Below are 22,557 nucleotides of genomic sequence, written 5' to 3'. Positions count from 1 at the left end.
GCCCGCGCTCACCCACTCCACGGAGCAACGATGGATTCCGACACCCGCCCCGACATGCCGGCCGGTGACGACACTCGTGTCCCGTCCGCCCCGGGCACCGTCGAGACGCGGCTGCACGGTGAGATCGCCGTGGTCACGCTGCGACGCGAGGCCAAACTGAACGCCCTTTCCACCCACATGGAATCGGCCCTGCTCGCAGCCCTGGGCAGCGACCAGGTGGCCGGCAGCCGCGCCGTGGTCGTAACCGGAGGGCCAGGGGTCTTCTCGGCCGGTGCCGACACCACCGAGCTCCGGGAGATGACCCCGGCGACCATCGCCGCGTACTACCGCTCGACCGGCGCGGTATACGAGACGTTCGCCGCCCTCCGCCAACCGACGGTCGCCGCGATCTCCGGCTACTGCCTGGGGGGAGGGCTGGAACTCGCCCTGGCAGCCGACATCCGCGTCGCCGACCCGACCGCCTCGTTCGGACTGCCGGAGGTCGCCATCGGTATCCTGCCGAGTTCCGGCGGTGTGACGCGGCTGGTCCGGACGGTCGGACCGGCGCGGACCCGCGATCTGGTCCTGCGGTGCCGACGGATGAGCTCCGCTGAGGCGTACGCCTGGGGCCTGCTGAGCGAGGTCACCGGACCAGGCGTACCGTGCCTGGACCGCGCGCTGGAGATCGCCGAGGAGATGGCCGCCCACCCGCCGCTGGCAGCCGCCGTGGCCAAGCAGATCATCACGGCCGCCATAGACGCCCCTCGCGAGAGCGCACTCCTGCTGGAGCAACTCGGCTACATGGCCGTCAACAACTCGGCCGTGAATGACCGAGCTTGTTGACTCGGTTCGGTACGGCCTTGTTCATGTTCCCGACTGCCCCCTACCGCAGGGCGGTCACGGGTCACATCTACCGGCCGCGCTCAGGCGGGGGCCGGGTCGGGCATGTTGACGAATACCCACACCGTGGCCCCGCGCTTGGCGATGTTGGCCCCAGCGGGCCGGGAGAACAGGTGAAGCGGACTCGACCCGGCCGTCCAGCATCCAGATCGACACCGTCCGCTGGTCGTAGTTCCACGACAGGCTGCGGTCGTCGTAGGAGTGGGCAGCGTGCGGGCGGAAGACGACCGGCTCGGAATCCGCCTGACGCCGCCGCTTCGAGTCCTGCGGTCCGAGGTTCCCGGCCCGGATGTTCGCCCGGAGCGTAGTGTACGCGTCGGCCACACGCTTGATGATGTGCTGCGCGGCCTGCGCACCGAACCCGCCGGCCTACAGCTCGCCGTAACACAGCTTCCGCAGCTGGGGGACGCTTCCCTTGAGCTTGAAGTACCCGAAGGAGACTGCGGATGCCCGGTTCGTGGCCTCGTTGACCGCGTGCAGGGTCCGCCCAAGCGCCGGGGCCTGCGCGGCATCCGGCGTGAGCTTGATCTGCACGACGACCTTCATATGCGTGACCGTATCACTGCTCCATGTCACCACGATGGGGACCAAACCCTGATGTACGCAGGGGAGGAAGCGTTGTTACACCCTCCACGCACACTTGGTCTTCACGTAACGGGGCGGGTCAATGTTCGACCCTGCCGAACCGCGCGGTCGCCTCGAGGATCGCGTCCTGCATCGCGGGGCTGCCCGTGTGGCCCGATTCGTCGATCACCTTCAGCTCCGCGGTCGGCCACGCCTTGGCCAACTCCCACGCGGTCTTGAGCGGGCTTCCCAGATCGAGCCGGCCATGAATCAGCACCGCCGGGATCCCGGCCAGTCGGCCCGCGTCGCGCAGGAGTTGCCCGTCCTCGATCCAGGCGCCGTTCGCGAAGTAGTGCGCGCAGATCCGGACGAAGGCCAAGAGCGCGTCATCGGGCTTGTCGCTGTACGCGCCGGGCCTGCCGAGTGCCTCGTGGGCGATGACGGCGTCCTCCCAAGCACACCAGTCGCGCGCGGTCTTGACCCGGACCGCCTCATCCTTGCTGCTCATGAGCCGGTCGTAGGCGGCCACGAGATTACCGCCTCGGTCTGCCTCCGGCAGTGCGTCGCGGAACGCCTCCCAGGGTCCGGGCAGCAGGCGCCCGACGCCGTGGTAGAGCCAATCGATCTCCTCGGGCCTGGTCATGGTGACGCCGGCGATGACGATCTGGGACACCCGCTCGGGGTAGCGCTCGGCATAGGCGACGATCAACGTCGAGCCCCAGGAACCGCCGTACAGGAGCCAACGCTCGATGCCCAGGTGCTCGCGGAGCTGCTCCATGTCGGCCAACAAGTGCTCTGTGGTGTTGTGATCGAGACTGACGGCCGGGTCGGAGGCGTGCGGCTGGCTCTCGCCGCAGCCGCGCTGATCGAACACGACGATCCGATAGACCTCGGGGTCGAAGAGTCGACGGCTGCTGCGGCCTCCCCCGCTGCCGGGACCGCCGTGCACGCACACGGCCGGCTTTCCGTCAGGGTTGCCACTGGTCTCCCAGTAGATCCTGTTGCCGCCGCCGACATCGAGAAGGCCGTGCGCGTACGGTTCGATGGGCGGGAACGGCTGGGCCATGACGGTCTCCTCCTGCGCGACGAACAACCTCCCGAGCCTAGCTAGGTTCTGTCTCTCTGGTGCACGAAGCGGGCCGTTCGAGGGGTGGTTGTGTACGGCACGCAGGGACTAGGGTCGTGATAAGCGGTCGCTTAGCGCTTCTGGAGCGACAGGACCAGCGGCGCCGGGAGAGAGTTAGGGAGTCTGATGCCCGTCATCGATGCGTGGATGCAGCACCCCTCGCTGCGTCACTCCAACCACGAGATGTTCGAGTCGCTGCGCCGATGGACGGGGCAGGGCCTGCTGGAGGAGCCGTTGCCGGTCAAGGCCACGGTGGCCGCACTGGCCGCGGCGGACGTCGCGATCGGCCTGTCGGCCGCCTGGTACGGGCCTCAGGGTCCGTTGATCAGCAACGACGAGGTGGCCGAGTTCGTTGCCCAGTCCGAGGGGCGGTTGCGCGGGGTGGCCGGCGCGGATCTCACCCGCCCGGTCGAGGCGGTACGGGAATTGCGCCGCGCCGTCGAGGAGCTCGACTTCGTGGCACTGCGGATCGTGCCCTGGCTGTGGCAGCTCCCGCCCACCGACCGGCTGTACTACCCGCTGTACGCCGCCTGCGTCGACCTCGGCATCCCCTTCTGCACCCAGGTCGGGCACACCGGCCCGCTGCGCCCGTCCGAAACCGGCCGCCCCATCCCCTACATCGACCAGGTCGCGTTGGACTTCCCCGAACTGACCATCGTGTGTGGGCACATCGGGTACCCGTGGACCACGGAGATGATCGCGGTGGCCGACAAGCACGCCAATGTGTACATCGACACCAGCGCGTACACCGCCCGTCGTTACCCGCGTGAGCTGGTCGACTACCTGCGTGGCCGGGGCCGCAGGAAGGTGCTGTTCGGTACCAACTACCCCATGATCACTCCCGGCCAGGCGCTGGAGCACCTCAGTGAACTGGGCCTGGACGAGGAGGCCACCGAGCTGTTCCTGTCCGGCAACGCCCGACGGGTCTTCGGCCTCTGACCGCACCAGGTCACCGTCGGGCCCACGAAAGGATCGCAGCGAAGTGGAGGCGGCCTGGTAGGCGAGAGCGAGTTCGTCGGTCCGCATGGCCAGGTCGCGCCCGCTGCTTGAACCGGCTGATGCACCGTTCGACAGTAGTGCGTTCCTTGCACGATCGGGCATCGAATGCGGGTGGGCGGCCTGCGGCACGGCCCCGTCGGACGCGGTGTCCTGCCTGCTCGGAGAGCTGTGGGATGCCCCCGGATCCCGCGTCGGCGGAGCTGCCCGCGGACAGCGCGGGAGGAGTACGCGCGGTCCGCAAGGACGGCTTCCGGTCGGGTCCCGGGTCTGCCGAGTCCGGTTCGCGGAACGCGGACCCTGGCCATCACCGCCTCGAACGCGGACGCATCCCTTGCCTGGCCTGCAGTGACATGCAGGGCGAGAGGTCCCGCCCGGCAGTCACTGGCCATGAGAGTCTTCAGGCTCGGTCCGCCGAGGGAACGGCCGAGGGCGTGATCGTCGGGCTCGGACCGGCCGGGCACCCCTGTTCCTCGGCTCCGGCGGCATGCTGGTGAGCCCGGCAAACGGTGGAGTCCACCGCCGCCTTCCGCCCCGGCTCGTGATGTGGAAGAAGGCACCGCCACCGATCGACAGGACGAGTCTCCGTCCTGTCGATCGGGCAACAGGGCGTCCCCCCTGCGAGCAGCCTCAGGCGAGAACAGTTCGGTGACGTTGCTCCCGTTGCCGCCCGTCACGGTGGCGGCAAGCGGATCCCCTCGGCGCCGCTGATCACATGAGAGTGCTGCCCGTTCTGGCACGCTCAACGGGAAGAGCCCCGGACCTCTGCGATCCGGAGCTCTCGCCCGTCAGCGGGTCATCGACGGCCCAACCACCTCCGTAGCCACGAACGAGGCGCTGGGCTCGGTGCGATCGGCTCGTGGAATGCGGGCGTGGAGAGCGGGGGAAGAGCTGTCCCGACCCCAGGCAGGGACGTTTCGCCAGTTGAGTCCGTGGGCCGGCGCGGTGTGAAGCCGACAGGGAGGCTTTTCAGGCGGCGGGACATCCAGTTGCCGACCACGTTCAACTCGGACGCGTCAATGGTGAGCATCATGTCGGGCAGTCGGGACAGCAGGAGGTCGACGCCGGTGTCCGCTATGGCGCGTCCGATGTCCTGACCGGGGCACTCGTGAGGACCGGCGCCGAAGGAGAGATGCGAGCGGTTGCCGTGGACGGGGATTCTCAGGTCGGGTCGGATCGCCGGATCGGCGTTGCCAGCGGCCAGGCCGAGCATCACCATGTCTCCGGCCCGGATCTCCTTTCCTCCCAGTACGGTGTCCCCGACGGCCCAGCGGGTCGGGACCACCGCGAGAGGAGGGTGGTCCCACAGGACCTGCTCGAGAGCGTCGGGGAGGGTCATGTGTCCGCCGGAGAGGCTGCCGCGGAAGCGTTGGTCCGTCAGTACGCCGCGCAAGGTGTTCGCGATCAGGTTGACGCAGTTCTCCAGCGAGGCGACGAGTGCGTGCCGGAGGTGCTCGACGACTTCTTGCCCGGTCAGCTGGGACTCGTGGCGGATCAGCCAGGAGGCGAAGTCATTGCCGGGCTCCGTCATCTTACGCTGGACCAGGTCAGTCATGGTCTCGACGATGAACGCGTTGGCTTGCAGTGCGTTCTCGCTGCCACTGATCACGTCGGCGACCGCGGTGCCCAGGGTGATCGCGTGTTCCTCGGCGATGCCGAACTGCTGGGCCATCACGAGTGCTGGCAACGGCTTGGCGTAGTCCGTGACGAGGTCAGCCTTGCCCCTAGCGGCGAAACCGTCGATCAACCTGTTCGCATACCGGTTGATGTAGCGGCGCATGCTGTGCCGGTTGACGTTCTCCAGGCTCTCGGTCACTGCACTGCGCAGCCGTACGTGTTCCGGGCCGTCCGTGAACGCGACGAGCGGCTGCCACGCGGTCATGGGCACGAGTGGGGAGTCAAGCGACAGTCGGCCTTCCCGGACGGCTCGCCAGTGGCGGGAATCGGACGAGAACCGGGGCGAGCGCATGACCTCCAAGTTCTCCCGGTGTCCGAGGACGAGCCAGACGGGTACGTCCCCGTAGAGCAGCACGGGCGCCACGGAACCGTGCTCTTGGCGGAGCACCTCGTAGAACTCGTAAGGCTGTTGCTCGGCCTCGGGACCGAAAAGCCTGCGCAAGCCGCTCTGGCCCTCGACATGTACCGGGCATCCCGGAGGCGGAGCCGTCGCGGTGCTGGTCGGGTCGTGGTGCGGGGTGGTCACAAAGCCTCCGAAAGCAGCGCGTTGAACCGGTTTGGACTGCCTACCTCGCACCGAGAGTGACGCAGCGGCAGCGAACCGCAGCATACTTCCGCTTCCACTCGGCCGTGCGGCCGGATGGCTCCTCCAACTCGACTACCGGCCATTCCACTTGGATAATCGTGATCTCCGTCAGTTGCCGTGGCGGGACTCCAGCCAGACCCAGCACAGCGCGATCGCATGCGCACCGTGGTGGTGAACGAACGTCGCGGCTCACGCGGTGACGCGCTCCCCCGTGGCTACAGAGAGGTAATGCAGTGTCAGCAGTCGGAATGATGCCGGCGGATGTGCGAACGGTGCCCCGGGCTCCGGGGGCGGTGCCGCTCCTCGGGCACGCGTTGAAGCTGTGGCGCGACCCGTACGGCTTCCTGGTGTCGTTGCGGCAGCACGGCGAGCTTGTCCGGACCGATCTCGGTACCATGCCGCTGTACGTGGCCACCTCCCCTGAGCTCGTCCAGGAAATCCTCGTCGACCAGGCACGCAGCTTTGAAAAGGGGCGGTTCTTCGACCGGCTGCGGCCCCTCGCGGGCAACGGTCTCGCCAACTCCGACGGGGAGATCCACCGCGCACATCGCCGCCTCATGCAGCCGATGTTCTCCAAGGAGCGCATCGCCCACTACTCCGAGGCGATGAGCCGCACCGCCCATGCGCTCGCCGAATCCTGGAAGCCCGGCCAGGAGATCGACGTCGAGCAGGAGGTGGCATCGCTGTCAGTCGAGACACTGACCGCGACGATGTTCTCCACCGACATCGGTCTGCCCGCTGTTGAGGCCGTCCGCAAGCACCTGCCCGTGCTGCTGGAGAACCTCTTGATACGTGCGGCCTCTCCGAAGTTCCTCGACCGCATTCCGATCCGCGCGAACCGGGACTTCGACGCTGCGACCGCGGCGTTGCGCCGGGTGATCGATGAAGTCGTGGCCACCGCCCGCCGCACCGGACGTACCGACCGGGGTGATCTGCTCTCGCTGCTGCTCACCGCCCAGGACGAGGAAAGCGGCCGGGGACTCACGGACACCGAGGTACGCGACGAGCTCAGCACAATCCTGTTCGCCGGAGTGGAGACGACCACGGCGACCCTGGCCTGGGCCTTCCATGAGTTGGCCAACCACCCTGAGGTCGAGGAGCAGATCGTCGCGGAAATCCGGGAGGTCGTCGGCGACCGTCCGGTCACCGTCGCCGACGTGCCCCGGCTGGAGGGAATCCGCCGGGCCCTGGACGAAGTGATGCGTCTGCACAGCGTCACCCTGCTCATGCGGCGCACCACCCGGCCCGTCGAGCTCGGTGGCACGCTGCTGCCCACTGGCACCGAAGTCGCTTTCAGCCTCTACGCGATCCACCGCGACCCCAACCTGTACGCGAACGCCGACCGCTTCGATCCCGACCGCTGGCTTCCCGAGCGACAGAAGGCGGCTGGTGTCACCCGCAAGACGTACATGCCGTTCGGCGCGGGGAATCGCAAGTGCATCGGTGACACCTTCGCCTGGACCGAGGCGACCATCGCCATCGCGACCGTGCTCGCCAAGTGGCGGATGGTGCCCGTACCCGGCCACACGCCGAAGGCGTCCGTGTCGGCCGTCGCCCACGCCGACCGCATCCCGATGACGGTCCTCCCCCGCACCAGCTGACCAGCGGTGGCGGTCTTCCCGTGGCCGGGTGGCCAGACCGCGCCACTGCTTGGGGCGATTGATGCAGCGTTCGACGGTGTTGCCGCTACCGGCGGGCGATGGTACTGCCGAGGTCCGCCGGGCACGCACCCCTGCCCAGGCGACCCCACCCACACCCGACGGGGGCGCGCAGTCATGAGGCCCGTCGCGGGCCCGCGTCACCGCGCGAGACGGGTGGAGTCGGCCCTTCTGCGATCGGTGGACTCAGGCGTGCGCGGGAGTGGAACGGAGATTGCCGTACGGCACTACGGTCTGCTCCAGCGGTTCTACCCGAGAATCCGGCACAAGGTCCCACCACCAGGAGATCGACGGGATGTCCAGGGGTTCCCGACTGTCGTCGGTCGGCCGGTCGGAGAATGAGGACGAGAGGGCTGCCGGGTCGTCCGGGGTGGTGTAGCGCAGGGAGCTGACGCTCCAGTCCTGGGTCGCCCTGATGAAGTCGGCCAGCGAGCTGACGTACTGCCGCACCTGGGGGCTGCCCTCGTCCTCCAGCTGCCCGCGCAGACTCAGGAACAGGCACATCACCCTGTCTCGCTGGGCTATCGCACGGGTCAGCGCATCGTCGGATCCGAGCCCGTACTCGTTCTCGAGGACCCGGATTGCGTTGAGGTAGTAGTGTCCAGCGCGGCTCTCCTTGTGGTGGGAGTAGATGTCGTTGTCCCAGGTGGTGATGAATGAGGTCATCTCGCCGGCGGCCCGCACCACCTTGCTGTCCCGTTCGTGCGGCTGGAGTTCGTACCCGTGGCCCATCTCGAGGAACGGCGGCACCACCGAAGTTGCTCCGACGTAGAGGCGCATGAGCGTGTAGTCGTTCAGGCAGGGGATTCGGCCGGCAGCCCGGTGCTCCGCCTCCCACACCACGGCGAAGAAGTACTCGCGCAGGGTGTCCACCCAACGGGCGGCCTGCAAGGGTGTTCCCCAGCGGGAGACCCGCAGCGTCAAGTCCCGCAACCCTTGGGCTAGGGGATCGTCCACGAGCATGGGAACCTCTGGGTTCTGAGCGATACGCAGTAGCCGACTCAGCGTCGCCGCCAGCTCACCCGGTTTGAGCCCGAGGTCCCCCTCTTCGCAGTAACCGTCGTCCACTCCGAAAAGCCAGATGACGAAGTCGGAGAGGAGGGAGACGACTTCCTCCCGCCCCTCGGGGAGGATCCGCGCGGCGAATACGCCGATGTCCTGGGTGATGAGCCGGCTTCGCCACTCGGGTGATCCAATGTTGTACTCATCGGCCCATGCCGCGGTCCGGGCATCGACGGCTGCGTGGGCCGGATGCAAGGCGGGGGGGATAGGTGCATATATGGGGGGAATTGCCAGTGCAGGCCTCACGTTTGAGTCCCTTTCAGTTGTTTAAATGAATGAAGTCGCTTTGGGGGGATGCACAGGACATGGCCGGATCTGCACTCGACACAATCAAGTACTAGGCGGCATCGTAGTGACCGAAAGCCGCTTACCCAAGAGGTCTTCAGCCCAGGGAAGCACGGGAGCCGGCGATGGCGCCCCGCCGAGCGGTAAAGCAGCGACCACCGCGAAAGCACAGGTCATGGGCAAGATACAAACAGTCGCGGACCGGGTAGACCTGACGCTACGTCATAGGCAAGAATCCATGGCGCGGCACTGCCCACCGTGCCACGAACTTCTCCGAGGCCAGGACGACGGGCTCGCCCTGGCCACCTCAGCAGAGACCACCTAGCTGATGAGCCGTCAGAAATCATCTTGGGAGTATTCGGCAGGCAGTGACGGGGGTGCGGGGTTTGTCGCCATCGGAGCCCCCTACCACGATGCCGTACGAGGAAGTGCTACGCGACACTCGCCCCGTGGAGTGGTTCGGGCAGGCCCGGGCAGCGGAACAGCGCCGGGATTGGCATGCGGCCATAGCGTTGGTAAGCGCCCACGCCGAGTGCTACTCCACCGATCCGTCCCGGCACGACAACCATCTGTGGCACATGGATTTGCTCGCCCGTGCGGAACGGATCTCGGAACTCACGGAGCGCGCTCTCACAGATGTTCACGCACGTCGAAGACTCAACGCATCGCTTGGCGAGCGGGGGATGGAGGATTCCCTACGCAACCGCGCCGAAGACAGTGATCGTGGTGCCCTGCATGTCCTTGTTCGGCTGCTGTGCGAGATGGGTCGGACGCAGGAGGCTCATCGAGCGGTACAAGACATCAGCCCGGACGACCCATACGCCCACGAGATCGTGACCCGCTTTCGATCGCCGTCGAGCGGTTCACAGTAGCACTGGGCACCTGTCGTGCCCGACCTGCCTTCACCGCTTCCGTACCGGCACCAGGTGAGCGAGCACGCCGGTCAGGCGGCGGACCATGACGTGGGTCATCGCCCGGTAGACGCGCGACGCGGAGGAGAAAGGCCGGCGCCGACGGTCACGGACCAGGCGCCGGCGCGACATCGAGACGCCGTAGGTCTGTTCGCCCCTCCACCGCTTCGGCTGCGGGGCGAACCCCGCCTCCTGCGGGTTTCGTTCGACGAACTCGGCGTGGATGCCGGGGCCGTTGTCGTGCACGACGACCTGGTTCTCCAGGTCTTGGTCGACCAGGACCCCTCGGCGCCGTCCCCGGTTCGGCGATGCGAGCAAAGGTCACCAGGAGCGCCTCGGGGCCTCGGTCTGGCCGGCCCGCGCAGCAGGCCGGCCACCGTGTCGCCGTGGGCAGCGAACTGGTGGGCGAGCCGACTGCCGCGGCGGTGCCGGACTGGACGGCCTCCGTGATCCCTCCTCGGTTCCCCCGGGGAGGAAGGGCACAGGTGGCCTGTGGACAAGCAGCCTCAGCGGCCCTGGGGGGCGTCGACTCCTTCGACGATGAACACGCGGTAGTCCGCACCGGCTTGGCGGTGGGGCAGCGCTGCTTGATAGGCGGGGCTCTCGTACCATGCCCGTGCGTCCTCGACGCTCGGGAAGCGGTGGATCAGCACACCCTCGAACGGCGTGCCCTCCAGGGTTTCGATCGCTCCGTATCCGACGACCGGTGTCACCTCGCGGCCTGCCCGGGCCGCCCGGGCCGAGCCGACATAGACAGCCAGCTCGGCCGGGTCGGTCACACGCTCGCGGAGCATGACGACGTAGGCACTCACGCGCCGCCCTTGGTGACCAGCTCGATCAGGGCATCGGCTGCGGGAGCCGAGGAGGCCGGGTTCTGCCCGGTGATCAGCAGACCGTCCGTAAGGACGTAGGGCTGCCAGTCGTCGGTCTTGGAGTAGACGCCCCCGAGCTCGGTGAGCTCGTCCTCGACCAGGAAGGGGACGACGTCGGTGAGCTGGACGGCCTCCTCCTCGGAGTTGGCGAATCCGGTGACGTTCCTGCCTCGCACCAGCGGGGTGCCGTCTTCGTTGACGGTGTGCCGCAGCACGCCGGGGGCGTGGCACACCAGTCCGACCGGCTTGCCGGAGCGCAGGGTCGTTTCGATCAGTCGGGCGGAGACGGCGTCCTCGGCAAGGTCCCAGAGCGGGCCGTGGCCGCCGGGGTAGAAGACCGCGTCGAAGTCGTCGGCCGAGACCGAGTCCAGGCGCACGGTGTTCTTCAGCGCCTCGGTTGCCTCCGGGTCGGCCTCGAAGCGCCGGGTGTCGTCGGTCTGGAAATCGACCTCGTTGCTCTTGGGGTCCAGCGGCGGCTGCCCGCCCTTGGGCGAGGCGAGCACGATCTGCGCGCCGGCCTCCTTGAGGCGGTAGTAGGGCGCCGCCAGTTCCTCCAGCCAGAACCCGGTCTTTTGACCGGTGTCGCCCAGCTCGTCGTGCGAGGTGAGAACGATCAGAACCTTCATGACACGCTCCTTGATGATCAGTAGACCAGTCTACTATTCGAGGGTGGGGTGCACTCCCGCGACCGGGGCGGTCACGGGGGCAGGGTTGATTACAGATGCAGCAGCCTGCGGGTCACCGCTTGCGCGGTGTCGAGCGGCGCCAGACTGCGATGGATCTTGCACATGACGCTCGCGCCGAGCCACATGTCGTACAGCGCCTGCGCGACGTCGCGGGGGTCACCGTCGACCGTGAGGGATCCCTCCTCCAGGCCGCTGGTGATGGTGCGCTCAATGCGGTCGACGACGGCGCTCGTGCCTTCTTTCAGGGCCAGACGCATCGACTCCGACAAGTCCGCGACCTCGGCGCCGAGTTTCACGGCCAGGCACTTGCCCTGACACTCCTCGAGGCTCTGCGTCTCCCGCCACTGCTGCCAGTAGGCCATCAGCCGCTCGGCCGCCGACTGGCCGGACCGGGCGAGAGTGCCGTCCATGTCCGCGAGATAGTCCGCGAAGTAGCTTTTCAGGATCGCTTCACCGAAGGCGTCCTTCGAGGAGAAGTAGTGGTAGAAGGATCCCTTCGGCACGCCGGCCTCCGCGAGCACCTCATTGATACCGACGGCGGAGTAGCCCTTGTGAGCCATGATCCGCTGGGCGGCGTCGAGGATGATCTGACGGGTGTCTGGTTTGTGCGCGGTGACCGGCATGCATGAACCATACCATTAGAGTAGACCAGTCGTCTAGAAGGCTTCTGCAGCACCACACCGCTCTCCTGCCACACCGTGGCCGCAGCTCCCACCGGCCGGTCGCCACCACCTCGAACGCCTCCGCAAGGCACCGAGCGGGCCCCGTCAGTGCGTGCCTTCTGGTACAAGTCTGGCCATCATGCATCCGCTCCAGGAGCGCAGGGTCCGGGTCAGGGCCGGATGTCGTCGCAGGCGATGGGCAGATGCCGGGGGCCGCGCAGGACCGCATTGTGGCGATAGGGCGGGGGGTCTTCCAGCAGCCGGGGGTTGTGCAGCCTGCGCGCCAGGTGACTCAGGGCGAGTTGTGTCTCCTGCCGGGCGAGCGGTGCACCGAAGCAGATGTGGATGCCGCTGCCGAAGCCCAGGTGCTGGTTGTCCCCGCGTTCGGGGTCGAACCGGTCGGGGTCGGCGAAGCGCCGGGGGTCCCGGTTGCCGGAACCCAACACCAGCCAGAGCGCGGAGCCACGGGGAATGGTGACATCCCCCATGTCGATGTCCGCGACGGCGGTGCGGTTCGGGAGGAGTTGCACCGGAGGCTCGTAGCGCAGCAGTTCTTCCACGATGCGCGGGACCAGCCCGGGATCGTCAGCCAGCCGCCGGAGGATCTGCGGGTTGCGCAGCAGGGTGAGCATCCCGTTGGTGATCAGGTTGACCGTGGTCTCGTGGCCGGCGATCAGGAGCAGGGCCGCCGTGGTGATGGCCTCTATCGTCGACAGCGGATCATCTGCCCCGGAGTCGTTCGCGAGTTCGGAGAGCATGTCGTCGCCGGGGCGGCTGCGGCGCTCCTCGATGAGTTCTGCCAGGTAGCCGCCCAGTTGCAGTTGGGCCTCGCGGGTCCGTCGGTTGCGTTCCGCCGGGTCCTCCCCGGGCATGGGGTCCAGGCTGGCCGCGAGGGTGTCCGCCCATGTGTGGAAGCGTGTTTCGTCCTCGCGCGGGACACCCAGGAGGCGGCAGATCGCGGTCACGGGGAACGGGTACGAGAACTGCTCGACGAGGTCGATCCGTCCCGTGTCCTCGATGCCGTCGATGAGGCCGGAGACGATCAACTCGAGTTCGCTGCGCATCTCCAGGACGCGCCGGGGCGAATGCGGCGGCCCGAAAGAACGGTTGGTGATGGTGCGCAGTCGGTCGTGCTCCGGGGGGTCCAGGCGCAGGAACGGTGTGGGCAGGGTCGAGTCCTCGCTCCCTTCCTCGGTCAGGCCGTAGATGTCCTTCACCGTTCGCTTGCGCCGGTCGGAGCTGACCCGCGGGTCGTGGAGGAGGCTCAGGATCTCCCAGTAGGCGCCGATGACGTAGGTGCCGTGCCCGTCGTGGAGCACCGGCGTCTCGCGGAGCTTGGCGTACAGGGGGTAGGGGTTCGCGCGGTTGCCGTAGTCGAGGATCTGCCGGATCAGCGGTTGCGTCATCACGAGTCCTTGGAAGTCCCTCGCCGTCGGTGCCGGGCGTCGGGTCCGGCGGCGTGCCGTGCGGCGGCGGTCGTACGGTCCACGGCCGCGGGCCGTGACGAACCGCCTGGTGGCCCGCGGCACGAGGGCGCCCCACAGGGCCTCCCTGACGACCCTTGCCGATCCCGGCAGCTACCCGGGCGCGCCGTCCGCCCACGACAGGTGGAGCACGCCGGCCCACCCCTCCCCGGTCCCCACCCCGCACGGTCACACGGCAAGGAGGACAGGGACAGTCTCGTCCGCCGGCTCCACCACCAGGATGACGGCCGACTGCCGACTGCGCGAACCGGAGCACGGCGGTGGTCCGATCACTACGGGGCACACGCGCTGCGCCGACCTCGGAGTGACGGTCTCGCCCCTCAGGAGAATCCACGGGTTGGGCCCGCCGTGGCAGTCCCACACGTTGCGGGACGTCCCCGCCGCGTAGTCGCCGCCCCGAGCACCTCCGGGCACCGGTCGTGTGTGAGGGCGCTGGGCAGGCCCGTGCCCGTGTCACCACGACTCCTGGTTGCGGCCGCCGAGGGTGACCACTTCGTGATCGGTGAGCCGTCGCAGTGCATGGAGCAGATCCAGCGTTGCCAGTCGCTCGGGGTGGGGCATTCCCCGACCCCATGGACTGCGGCAAGCCCCGCTCGACCCGGTCGAAGCGTCGCCCACCCCTTCGGGACGCAGGTGCTGCCCCGGGGGCGGCGAGGATCCCCCCGTAGCTTGGAATCCGTCAGCAACGGCTCGATCTCCTGCCACTGCGCGTCCGTCGCCTCACGTCACCGCACCGCCCCTCAGGGGAATACAACGAGTCAGTGGTTCTGGCGCGGCCCGGGCTGCTTGTATGCGGTCATGAGTACTGATCTCCCAGCTGCCTACGATGTGTCCACCGACGCAGCCCGCCTCGACCATGCAGTCATCCACCAGTGGCTGTCCGAAGATTCGTACTGGGCCAAGGGCCGGTCCCGGGAGAAACAGGACGCAGCCATGGCGAACTCTCTGAACTTCGGGGTCTACGACGCCGCGACCGGCGTCCAGCTCGGATACGCCCGTGTGGTCACGGACAAGGCCACGTTCGCGTGGCTGTGCGACGTCTACATCGCTCGTGACAGCAGGGGGAAGGGTCTGGGGCACGCGCTGGTCACTGCCGTCTGCGAGCATCTCGAGCCCTATGGACTGCGCCGCGTGCTGCTGGCCACCGCGGACGCCCACGCGGTCTACGCCAGGGTGGGCTTCGCGTCGCTGGAGAAGCCGGAGAAGTGGATGACGCTCGGCGAACAGTAACGGTCGGGGCAGTCCTTGCCTGCCGGGTGCGCTCGCCGTGTCCGGCCCGGCGATGCAGGCAGGGCGTCCCAGGTCGTTCTGCGACGGATGACCTGGGACGCCCTGCTCAGCGCACTCCGCGTGAAGATCGACGATGAGTTCACGGACACTCGATGGCTGGGCCGTCCTCCCCGGCTGACGGACTTCGAGATCGTGTCTTTCCGTGGCTCCCGGCCGTGGTCCTCGCCCGCACCGCCGGCGTCGGCACCACCGCCACCGTCAGGTGCTTCCTCGACCCCGAGGTACACCGAACGCTTACGGTCCCGTGCTCGACGCAGCACGGTGAACATCAAGCTCAGTGCAGGGACTTGAGCATCTCTGCGTCGAGGGGGGCGATGTCCGCGGTACGGCCGGCCAACGTCTTGGCTGCCCATTGGGGGTCGGCCAGAAGCGCACGTCCGATGGCGACGAGGTCGAACTCGTCGCGCTCCAGACGGTCGAGCAGTTGGTCGATGCCGCTCACGCCGGAGTCCTTGCCCTGGAAGGTGTTGAAGAAGTCGCTGTCCAGGCCGACGGAACCGACGGTGACAGTGGGCTTGTTGCTGATCTTCTTCACCCAACCGGCCAGGTTGAGGTCCGTGTCGCCGAACTCCGGCGTCCAATAGCGGCGGGTGGATGCGTGGAAGACGTCGACGCCGGCCTCGGTCAGCGGGGCAAGCAGTGCATCCAGCTCCGCGGGTGTCTCGGCGAGCCTGGCCTCGTAGTGGCCCGTCTTCCACTGCGACAGCCTGAAGAAGATGGGGAAGGAGTCGGACACCGCTGTGCGGCAGGCTGCAACGATCTCGGCCGCGAAGCGGGCCCGCGAGGCGATGCCCCCGCCGTAGGCGTCGGTGCGGCGGTTGGTGGAGGCCCAGAGGAACTGGTCAATGAGGTAGCCGTGGGCGCCGTGCAGTTCGATGCCGTCGAAACCCAGGCGCTCGGCGTCGGCAGCTGCGGCCGCGAACGCGGCGACGACGTCGTCGAGGTCCTGCTGCGTCATCGCGCGGCCGTTGGGCTCGCCCTGCAGAGTCAGCGCCGACGGGCTCACCGGCTGGGCGTCCTGTACGGGTGGCGCTCCCGGGGCCCGGGTGGCGCCGACGTGCCACAGTTGCGGGATGACCCTTCCCCCTGCTTGGTGCACGGCGTCCGCCACGGCTGACCATCCCTCGAGGGCGTCCTCGCCGTAGAACCTCGGAACCTTGTCGCTGGTGCCTGCGGAGGTGTGGTCCACGTAGGTGCCCTCCGTGATGATCAATCCCACGCCGCCGGCGGCTCGCCGGCTGTAGTACTGCGCCACATCGCGGCCTGGGACTCCACCCGGTGAGAACTCCCGGGTCATGGGCGCCATGACGATCCGGTTGGGCACCTTGAGTCCACGCACCTCGAACGGACGCGAAAGGCTGTGCGGGGTGCGGCTTGTTCCGAAATGAGTCATGTCATGTCTTCTTTGTTCGTAGGAGGCATCGTGATGTTGCTGGCGTGGATGCCTGTCGGGGCGTGGTGAATCCCGGGACCGGCTCTGTGCTCAGGACGCGCCGGAGGAGGTCCGGCCGTGGCTTCCTCAGCTGACCTCGTCATTCGGACAGCACCCTCTCGGCGTTTGCTTCCGGCAGGCGCCGCGCGTCCGTGGCGGAGGCGGGGGCGTCCTTCGCCTTCGTGCGACGTGCCGCCAGGGCTATGGCCACGACGAAGACGAGGGCGAAGGCGACGCCGGCGAGGGCGAAGCTCACGGTGTACCGGCTCTCCGTGGGCAGTGCGGGTACTCCGGGAGGCAGGTCGTCGATCGTCTGCGAGGACAGCAGCGAGGTGATCACAGCACTGCCGATGGCGCTGCCTGCGGAACGGGAGATGGAGTTGATGCCGTTCGCGATGCCGGTCTGGTGGGGCGGAACACCCATCACGATCAGGGCCGGCATCGCGGCGTAGCCGAAGCTGGCGGCGAGGCCGATCAGCATGCCGGCCACGATGACCCATGCCGTGCTGTCGTGTGCGAGGGTCAGCCAGGCGAAACCGATGAGACCGAAGCAGGCGCTGGCGGCGAGGGTGCCGCGTGCGCCGATGCGGCGCACCAGCGTTCCACCGAATTGGGCAGCGACGAGCGAGACGAGTGCGGCGGGCAGCAGGTACACGACGGACGCGTCGAGCACGGAGGCGCCGAAACCGTAGCCGGCTATGTCGCCGGGTGTCTGGACGAGGTAGGAGACGCCGATGAACAGGAAGAACAAGGCGAATCCGACGAGCAGTCCGGCGATGTTGGAGAACAGCACCGGAGGATGGACGAACATCTTCATGTCGACCATGGGTTCACGGACCGTCCGCTCGATGACGACCCAGACGACGGCGGTGACGGCGGCCCCGGCGAACAGCGTGAGCGTGCGTGCGGCGGTCCATCCCCAGGTGTGCCCCTGCGAGATGGGCAACAGCAACTGGACGAGCATCAGGGCGAGGACTGCGGCACCGAGCCAGTCGGTGCGTCCACCGGTCCGGTTCCGGGAGTCGGGTACGACGACGGCGACGGCGGCGAGGGCAACGACGGCCAGGGCGGTGGCCAGCCAGAAGACCCGGTGGTAGTCGGGATCGACCCCCTGGGTGAGGAGTCCGGCACCCACCAGCGCAAGGCCGCTGCCGAACGCCAGCGTTCCGCTGACCAGGGACATGGCGCCGGGCAGCCGGGCCGGCTCGACCTGCTCACGCAGAACGGTCAGGGCGAGGGGGAAGATCGCCGTGGCGGCGCCCTGCAGCACGCGGGCGAGGATGAGCAGCGGCAGGGAGCTGGTGGCGGCGGCGAGGACCGATCCGGCAACCATCAGCATCAGCACGCCGATCAAGGTGGGCTTGGTGCCGTGCTGGTCGCCAAGGCGGCCGAAGAGCGGAGTGAAGACCGCGGCGGACAGCAGGGTCGCCGTGGTGACCCAGCTGACCTCCACGGTGGTGGTGCCGAGGTCGCGCTGGATCGTGCCGAGGATCGGCACGACCAGTGTCTGCATCATGGACACGACCATGGCGGCGAGGCCGAGGGTCATGACGAGGCCGCGGCGCTGGTGCGCAACGGGAAGTGAGGGTGTCACGGGCTTCTTTCCGGTTGGATCGGCCACCGATGCACGCGCCCACATCGGTGGTAGTCGTCAATGGCTGAACACGCATGTACTTGAGGCCATCAAGTAATCTGGTGAAGGTAATCATCAAAGGTTGAAGTAGTCAAGCTTTCGCGGTACGGTCAGTCCGTGCAGTCCAACACCACCACCCCGGACAAGCGGCAGCTCCTGGAACTGCTCGCCCACTCGCTCAGTGCGCACTTCGCCGACTTCTCCGCCGCGGCCGCCAGTGCGGGCCTCACCGCCATGCAGGCCAAGACCCTCACGGTGCTGCGGCGCGCACCCGCCTCGATGCGCTCACTCGCGGACTCCCTGACGTGTGACGCGTCAAATGTGACCGGCATCATCGACCGCCTGGAGAAGCGTGATCTGGTGCGCCGCGAGGTCAGCCCCACCGACCGCCGGGTGAAGATCCTCGTACTCACCGACGAGGGTGAAAAGGCGATCGACATGATCCGCGAACGGATGGAGCAGGTGCAGACCGGCCTGGACAAACTGTCCGACAAGGAGCGCAGCGAGCTCTTCCGTCTACTGACGACCGTCTTCCCGCAGTGACCGGGAGCAGGCTCCGCGGTGCTCGCGACCTGACACCACTCTCGGCGGGCGACGGAGGGAGGGAGCGGGGCGTCGTGCCCCATCCCATCGCCGGTGGACACACCGACAGGCGTGGCCTCCGGCGCTATGAGCAGGCCTCATGCCCGGCGCCAACCGACACGCAACAACGTCGAGGAACGTCACCCCCTCGTTGACCCGGACCGCAAGCCTCCCACCCGCGTCCGATTGGTCCACATCACACACACCGCTCGGCCTGCCGAGCGGGCTTCCAGCCGACGCACGACATCCTGATTGCCCGGACGTCGCCTCGTGTGACACCCAGATGAAAGGCGCTGCACCGTGCCCACCGCGACCGCCACCCAACTGATGGTCGGCCCCTACACCTTCGATGCCCTGACCGCCGGCCCCCGCGACGGTGAACTCGTCCTGCTCCTGCACGGCTTCCCCGAGTTCGCGGACTGCTGGACCGAGGAGATCCACGCCCTCGCCCAAGCCGGCTACCAGGCCGTCGCCGTGGACCAGCGCGGCTACTCCCCCGGCGCCCGCCCCGAGGCCGTCGAGGAGTACGCCATCGACAAGCTGATCGCGGACGTCATCGGCTTCGCCGACGCCCTCGGTGCGGAGCGCTTCCATCTGGTCGGGCACGACTGGGGCGGCATGGTCGCCTGGGCACTTGCATCCGCCTACCCGGAGCGACTGCACACGCTCTCCGCGCTCTCCACTCCGCACCCCCACGCCCTCTACCGCGCCCTGAACAACAGCAGCGACCAGCAGGAACGCTCCAAGTACGTCGAGGACTTCCGCCTCCCCGGCCACATCGCCGAGCAGAGCATGCTCGCGCACGACGCTGCCGGACTCCAAGCGGTGTACCGGGGCGCACTGTCCGAGCAGCAGATCCAGTCCAACGTTCGCAGACTCGCCGACGGCGCGCTCACCGGCGGACTCAACTGGTACCGGGCGCTCAGCTCGGACCTTCAGGTACCCGCGGGCGAGATCACCGTGCCCACCCTCTACCTGTGGGGCACCGCGGACCGCGCGTCCGGACGCGAAGCAGCCGAGCTCACGGCGGAGTACGTCAAAGCCCCTTACCGCTTCGTCCCTCTGGAGGGCGCCCCTCACTGGCTCCCCGAAGCCAGCGCGGACCAGGTCATCCCGTTCCTCCTCCCTCACCTCGCCGGCACCAACTGATAACCGACCGTTTCAGAATGAGTTGAGCTGTCGGTCCTGTGCCCGGCGATCTTGGGTTGCAGTGTGTCCGGAGTGCGTACTGATCTTGTTCCGGATGACCTGTGGGAGCGGGTGGCCCCGCTGCTACCACCCGCTCCCGAACGGCGCCGACGTCATCCCGGGCGGCTGCGGGTTCCCGACCGGGCGGCTCTGGCAGGCATCCGCCGCCTCCAGAACTCGTCCTGAAACGATCCGTGCGGGCGTTCTCGCAGCTCGGGAGCTTGTCCGATTCATGACGAAGCCCCAGGCGCCGGCATCCTGGGGCTTCGCTGTTCCGGCTACGCCGGCTGGTAGACGCTGATCGCGTCGGTCACAGGCGTGCCGAAGGTCATGTCACCGGGCGGGATGGGGTGGTCGTCGAGGGAGAGCACCATCTTGGCCTCGTCGGGGCCGGCGCTGAGGGTGCAGGTGACCTGGTGGCTTCACTGCTGAGGCGTTCCTCTTCGGTGGAGGTGAAGATCGTGAGTCGGGGTGCCGTGGGCGGGGCGGTGCTTCGGGGGCCGCCCCGCCCACGGCCGGCGCGGCCGGGTCACAGGGCGAGCAGGGCGCGGCCGCCGGTCCCGGGATCGGCGAGGGGCCGGAGGGCGAGGCGGATCAGGGTGAGCGGGTTGTCGTCTCCTGCGACGCGATTGACACTGAGGTCGCCGCAGGAGACGCACTGGTGGATGACCGTCCACTCGCCGTCCGGGCGGACGGCGATGCCCAGCGCCTCCATCCGGCCCCGGCAGTCGGCCGCGCGGTCGCCGGGGATCCGCCGGTCGACATGCAGACTGGCCAGGCAGTTGGGGCAGTGGTTCCGGTGCGTGGTGCCGGGTGCGTCCAGGGAGACGTCGAGCCGGCAGGACACGCACCGGAAGTCGTTGGCCCGGTGCCGGCCCTGGGTGTGCAGGACGTCCTTGGACCGCTGCGGGCGACGCCGCCCGCGAAAGCCCCGGTTGTTGCGCGACATGGCGGTGCTCCTTCCTCGCCGGGCGTCAGAGAGTTCCGAACGCTTCTAGAGGGAAGGGCGGTTGGGCCAGCGGCCGGACCGCCATGCGCATCAGGATCAGCTGGTTGTCGTCCGCGCACACCGGGTTGGAGGTGAGCCCTGATCATCCAACGCGGCTTCGGCTTCCACACCGCCGACGGCCTCATCGCCCTCGTCATGCTCCCGCGAGACCGCGAGGGCAGCTTGAGTCCGCGGGCAAGGCGGGCATTCCCTCCGGGTGACCAGCGGGCCCACGTCGGCCCGAGAGCCGTACAGAGCGCTCCAGGTCGGCGAGCCTCCGCGGGGCGTCACGATCCCCCTGCGGCACGCCGCGCGGAGTCGGCGGGTGATGCGTCCTCCCGTCGCAGGACACTGCGGCGAACCGGCGCTGCGAGTGCGGAGAATCCCGTGAATATTGCCATGCCCATGCCATATATGCGCTGCTGCTTCTATGCTCTGCGGCTGTCCTTGCCGGTCTCCCTCATGGAGGCTCCATGTCGCTCCGTCGCGCCCTGGTCGCCGCAGCTCTGGCGATCGCCACCCTCACGTTACCCGCCCCGTCCGCAGCAGGTGCCCCCACAGCCGACACACCCTTCACCTCCGCCACGACCGTCGGCATGCACAACACGTACGAACGCAGCGCCTTCTCCTACCTCGCCCAGGCCCTGGACACGGGAACCAGTCTCATCGAGATCGACGCGTGGCCCAACATCTTCACGAAGAGATGGCACGTCAGCCATGCGAAGCCGCTCGCCAACGACAACAACTGCACCACGGCGTCAGGGCCGGGCGACCTCTACACCGGCGGTACGAGCAAGTACCTCGAACACTGCCTGGACAACGTCCGCGTCTGGCTCGAAGCGCACCCCGACAGCGGCCCACTGGTGATCAAGCTGGAACTGAAGCTGGGGTACGCAACGGCCTTCGGCATGGGCCCGGCCCAGGTGGACAAACTGATCCGAGATCACCTGGGGTCACGCGTCTTCCGGCCGGCGGACCTGCTGGCCAAGCCCGGGGGCGGCGCATACGCCTCCCTCGACGAGGCCGCGCGCGCCGGGAATTGGCCCACTCGGCAGCAACTCTCCGGGCGTGTGATGCTGTCCGTTATCCCGGGGACCGTCGAGAACAGGAACCCGTTCGACTTCTGGCCCAGCAACGAACAGTACGCCGGCCGACTGCGCGACCTCGCCGAGAAGGGGAGGATCGGGGACGCTCAGATCTTCCCCGTGGCCAAGTTCGGAACGGGCGACCCCCGCGCGGCCTACGGCAGCAGCATCCGTCCCTGGTTCGTACTGTTCGACTCCAACGCCTCGGCCTGGCTGAGCGACTCGGTGGACACTTCCTGGTACGACACCAACCACTACGTCCTGGTCATGACCAGCGCCCACGCCGTCCAGCCGCCCATCAGCAGCACCAAGCCCACGCCGGAGGAGGCGCGAGCCCGGGTGGCCCAACTGGCCGCAGCGCACGCGAGCATCGTCACGAGCGACTGGTCCACGCTCCCCGAGATCCAGTCCCTGGTCCTGCCCCGGGGGCCGTCGGCCTGAACGCCGCCGACGCCGTCCGTTGTGGGTCGGTCCGTACCGGCGTCCTGCTACAGCGACCGGAAGTAGCCGCCCCGTACCGCGGCCACCGCCGCCCACTCGGTCAGCACCCGCGAGGCCGAGGGGCCCCGCTCCCCCGGGTCCGACAGGCTGCGAGCCCGCGGGCGGCGACGGCGCCAACGACGAACACCACCGGGTCCACGGCGCCGGACAGGCGCGAGGAGCACCAAAGGCGCCCGTAGCCGAGCCCCGGCCGCCCCCTGAGAGGGCGGCCGGGGCTCGGTGGGTGGCGTGCGCAGCACGGCGAAGGCGATGTCGACCGGGTCTTGCGGTCCGGCGGCCCCGGAGGCCGCCCAGCACCCGTCGGGGCTGCACCGGGCCCCGGTGCGGGGGCACAGGACCCCCCCCACCCCCCCCCCCCCCCCCCCCCCCCCTGGGGCGCCCCCTTCCCCTCCCTTTCCCCCCACCCAACC

Annotated in this window: 19 protein-coding genes and 3 pseudogenes; 8 read left to right on the top strand and 14 right to left on the bottom strand. The window is 68.3% G+C overall.

Features of this window, described 5'->3' with window-relative positions; translation table 11 throughout:
* Nucleotides 1-30 precede the first annotated feature (30 nt).
* Nucleotides 31-822, top strand: a complete 792-nt coding sequence (locus ACFXOM_RS31415) for an enoyl-CoA hydratase/isomerase family protein (RefSeq protein ID WP_384945925.1) — start codon at nucleotides 31-33, stop codon at nucleotides 820-822.
* A 426-nt stretch (nucleotides 823-1,248) separates the two neighbouring features.
* On the opposite strand, the gene ACFXOM_RS31410 is transcribed toward ACFXOM_RS31415, so the two are convergent.
* Nucleotides 1,249-1,425, bottom strand: a complete 177-nt coding sequence (locus tag ACFXOM_RS31410) for a hypothetical protein (RefSeq protein ID WP_384945922.1) — start codon at nucleotides 1,423-1,425, stop codon at nucleotides 1,249-1,251.
* 118 nt (nucleotides 1,426-1,543) lie between these two features.
* On the bottom strand, nucleotides 1,544-2,509 hold the full coding sequence (pip, locus tag ACFXOM_RS31405) for a prolyl aminopeptidase (protein WP_384936596.1): 966 nt from the start codon (nucleotides 2,507-2,509) through the stop codon (nucleotides 1,544-1,546).
* A 186-nt stretch (nucleotides 2,510-2,695) separates the two neighbouring features.
* Here pip and ACFXOM_RS31400 point away from each other — a divergent pair, with 186 nt between their 5' ends.
* Nucleotides 2,696-3,508: an amidohydrolase family protein gene (locus ACFXOM_RS31400; RefSeq protein ID WP_384936323.1), complete on the top strand. Its 813-nt coding sequence runs from the start codon at nucleotides 2,696-2,698 to the stop codon at nucleotides 3,506-3,508.
* Nucleotides 3,509-3,518: 10 nt separating this feature from the next.
* Here ACFXOM_RS31400 and ACFXOM_RS31395 read toward each other — a convergent pair.
* Together ACFXOM_RS31395 and ACFXOM_RS31390 are read right to left on the bottom strand one after the other, a co-directional pair.
* Nucleotides 3,519-4,091, bottom strand: a pseudogene (locus ACFXOM_RS31395) (IS5 family transposase); the annotation flags it as partial.
* A gap of 270 nt (nucleotides 4,092-4,361) precedes the next feature.
* On the bottom strand, nucleotides 4,362-5,768 hold the full coding sequence (locus tag ACFXOM_RS31390; RefSeq protein ID WP_384936326.1) for a cytochrome P450: 1,407 nt from the start codon (nucleotides 5,766-5,768) through the stop codon (nucleotides 4,362-4,364).
* A 293-nt stretch (nucleotides 5,769-6,061) separates the two neighbouring features.
* Here ACFXOM_RS31390 and ACFXOM_RS31385 point away from each other — a divergent pair, with 293 nt between their 5' ends.
* Nucleotides 6,062-7,429 carry a cytochrome P450 gene (locus ACFXOM_RS31385; protein ID WP_384936329.1) on the top strand — a complete coding sequence of 456 codons (1,368 nt, stop codon included), beginning with the start codon at nucleotides 6,062-6,064 and terminating at the stop codon, nucleotides 7,427-7,429.
* Nucleotides 7,430-7,672: 243 nt separating this feature from the next.
* Here ACFXOM_RS31385 and ACFXOM_RS31380 read toward each other — a convergent pair whose 3' ends face one another.
* The 6 genes from ACFXOM_RS31380 to ACFXOM_RS31355 form a co-directional block, all read right to left on the bottom strand.
* Nucleotides 7,673-8,794: a selina-4(15),7(11)-diene synthase gene (locus ACFXOM_RS31380; protein WP_384936331.1), complete on the bottom strand. Its 1,122-nt coding sequence runs from the start codon at nucleotides 8,792-8,794 to the stop codon at nucleotides 7,673-7,675.
* A gap of 941 nt (nucleotides 8,795-9,735) precedes the next feature.
* A complete protein-coding gene (locus ACFXOM_RS31375; protein WP_384936334.1) occupies nucleotides 9,736-10,062 on the bottom strand; it encodes a hypothetical protein in 327 nt (108 codons plus the stop codon).
* Between the two features lie 188 nt (nucleotides 10,063-10,250).
* The gene (locus ACFXOM_RS31370; RefSeq protein WP_384936337.1) at nucleotides 10,251-10,556 is read right to left on the bottom strand and encodes a DUF1330 domain-containing protein; all 306 of its coding nucleotides are present in this window, start codon (nucleotides 10,554-10,556) and stop codon (nucleotides 10,251-10,253) included.
* Nucleotides 10,553-11,242, bottom strand: coding sequence for a type 1 glutamine amidotransferase domain-containing protein (locus tag ACFXOM_RS31365; protein ID WP_385040650.1), 690 nt, complete (start codon nucleotides 11,240-11,242; stop codon nucleotides 10,553-10,555). Before ACFXOM_RS31365 ends, ACFXOM_RS31370 begins: the two co-directional genes overlap by 4 nt.
* Nucleotides 11,243-11,331: 89 nt before the next feature.
* Nucleotides 11,332-11,925: a TetR/AcrR family transcriptional regulator gene (locus ACFXOM_RS31360; protein WP_384945918.1), complete on the bottom strand. Its 594-nt coding sequence runs from the start codon at nucleotides 11,923-11,925 to the stop codon at nucleotides 11,332-11,334.
* 209 nt (nucleotides 11,926-12,134) lie between these two features.
* Nucleotides 12,135-13,370 (bottom strand): cytochrome P450, encoded by a 1,236-nt coding sequence (locus ACFXOM_RS31355; RefSeq protein WP_384945915.1) that lies wholly within the window; start codon nucleotides 13,368-13,370, stop codon nucleotides 12,135-12,137.
* 876 nt (nucleotides 13,371-14,246) lie between these two features.
* Between ACFXOM_RS31355 and ACFXOM_RS31350 the strand changes: the two genes are divergently transcribed.
* Nucleotides 14,247-14,678, top strand: a complete 432-nt coding sequence (locus ACFXOM_RS31350; RefSeq protein ID WP_384936349.1) for a GNAT family N-acetyltransferase — start codon at nucleotides 14,247-14,249, stop codon at nucleotides 14,676-14,678.
* A 334-nt stretch (nucleotides 14,679-15,012) separates the two neighbouring features.
* Here ACFXOM_RS31350 and ACFXOM_RS31345 read toward each other — a convergent pair whose 3' ends face one another.
* Together ACFXOM_RS31345 and ACFXOM_RS31340 are read right to left on the bottom strand one after the other, a co-directional pair.
* The gene (locus ACFXOM_RS31345) at nucleotides 15,013-16,131 is read right to left on the bottom strand and encodes an NADH:flavin oxidoreductase (RefSeq protein WP_384945913.1); all 1,119 of its coding nucleotides are present in this window, start codon (nucleotides 16,129-16,131) and stop codon (nucleotides 15,013-15,015) included.
* A gap of 139 nt (nucleotides 16,132-16,270) precedes the next feature.
* The gene (locus tag ACFXOM_RS31340) at nucleotides 16,271-17,764 is read right to left on the bottom strand and encodes an MFS transporter (RefSeq protein ID WP_384936353.1); all 1,494 of its coding nucleotides are present in this window, start codon (nucleotides 17,762-17,764) and stop codon (nucleotides 16,271-16,273) included.
* Between the two features lie 156 nt (nucleotides 17,765-17,920).
* Between ACFXOM_RS31340 and ACFXOM_RS31335 the strand changes: the two genes are divergently transcribed.
* The 3 genes and pseudogenes from ACFXOM_RS31335 to ACFXOM_RS31325 form a co-directional block, all read left to right on the top strand.
* Nucleotides 17,921-18,346 (top strand): MarR family winged helix-turn-helix transcriptional regulator, encoded by a 426-nt coding sequence (locus tag ACFXOM_RS31335; RefSeq protein WP_384945912.1) that lies wholly within the window; start codon nucleotides 17,921-17,923, stop codon nucleotides 18,344-18,346.
* A 339-nt stretch (nucleotides 18,347-18,685) separates the two neighbouring features.
* Complete coding sequence (locus tag ACFXOM_RS31330) at nucleotides 18,686-19,534, top strand: alpha/beta fold hydrolase (RefSeq protein WP_384945909.1); 849 nt, start codon at nucleotides 18,686-18,688, stop codon at nucleotides 19,532-19,534.
* Nucleotides 19,535-19,606: 72 nt separating this feature from the next.
* A pseudogene (locus ACFXOM_RS31325) lies at nucleotides 19,607-19,735 on the top strand (IS5/IS1182 family transposase); the annotation flags it as partial.
* A 367-nt stretch (nucleotides 19,736-20,102) separates the two neighbouring features.
* Here ACFXOM_RS31325 and ACFXOM_RS31320 read toward each other — a convergent pair.
* Together ACFXOM_RS31320 and ACFXOM_RS31315 are read right to left on the bottom strand one after the other, a co-directional pair.
* On the bottom strand, nucleotides 20,103-20,522 hold the full coding sequence (locus tag ACFXOM_RS31320) for an RNHCP domain-containing protein (RefSeq protein ID WP_384945906.1): 420 nt from the start codon (nucleotides 20,520-20,522) through the stop codon (nucleotides 20,103-20,105).
* Between the two features lie 25 nt (nucleotides 20,523-20,547).
* Nucleotides 20,548-20,658 (bottom strand): annotated as a pseudogene (locus ACFXOM_RS31315) (RNHCP domain protein); the annotation flags it as partial.
* A 376-nt stretch (nucleotides 20,659-21,034) separates the two neighbouring features.
* On the opposite strand from ACFXOM_RS31315, the gene ACFXOM_RS31310 reads away from it, so the two are divergent.
* A complete protein-coding gene (locus ACFXOM_RS31310; RefSeq protein ID WP_384936366.1) occupies nucleotides 21,035-22,087 on the top strand; it encodes a phosphatidylinositol-specific phospholipase C domain-containing protein in 1,053 nt (350 codons plus the stop codon).
* Nucleotides 22,088-22,557 lie beyond the last annotated feature (470 nt).

Origin of the sequence: Streptomyces sp. NPDC059169 (assembly GCF_042755225.1) — a bacterium.
GTDB lineage: Bacteria > Actinomycetota > Actinomycetes > Streptomycetales > Streptomycetaceae > Streptomyces.
The sequence above is the reverse complement of the archived record's forward strand: the minus strand, read 5'-3'. Positions and strand labels throughout refer to the sequence as shown.

Coding starts and splice junctions, on each gene's coding strand:
- ACFXOM_RS31310 (WP_384936366.1), top strand. CDS start 21,035: ATGTCGCTCCGTCGCGCCCTGGTCGCCGCAGCTCTGGCGATCGCCACC.
- ACFXOM_RS31415 (WP_384945925.1), top strand. CDS start 31: ATGGATTCCGACACCCGCCCCGACATGCCGGCCGGTGACGACACTCGT.
- ACFXOM_RS31350 (WP_384936349.1), top strand. CDS start 14,247: ATGAGTACTGATCTCCCAGCTGCCTACGATGTGTCCACCGACGCAGCC.
- ACFXOM_RS31360 (WP_384945918.1), bottom strand. CDS start 11,925: ATGCCGGTCACCGCGCACAAACCAGACACCCGTCAGATCATCCTCGAC.
- ACFXOM_RS31345 (WP_384945913.1), bottom strand. CDS start 16,131: ATGACTCATTTCGGAACAAGCCGCACCCCGCACAGCCTTTCGCGTCCG.
- ACFXOM_RS31355 (WP_384945915.1), bottom strand. CDS start 13,370: ATGACGCAACCGCTGATCCGGCAGATCCTCGACTACGGCAACCGCGCG.
- ACFXOM_RS31320 (WP_384945906.1), bottom strand. CDS start 20,522: ATGTCGCGCAACAACCGGGGCTTTCGCGGGCGGCGTCGCCCGCAGCGG.
- ACFXOM_RS31365 (WP_385040650.1), bottom strand. CDS start 11,242: ATGAAGGTTCTGATCGTTCTCACCTCGCACGACGAGCTGGGCGACACC.
- pip (WP_384936596.1), bottom strand. CDS start 2,509: ATGGCCCAGCCGTTCCCGCCCATCGAACCGTACGCGCACGGCCTTCTC.
- ACFXOM_RS31400 (WP_384936323.1), top strand. CDS start 2,696: ATGCCCGTCATCGATGCGTGGATGCAGCACCCCTCGCTGCGTCACTCC.
- ACFXOM_RS31410 (WP_384945922.1), bottom strand. CDS start 1,425: ATGAAGGTCGTCGTGCAGATCAAGCTCACGCCGGATGCCGCGCAGGCC.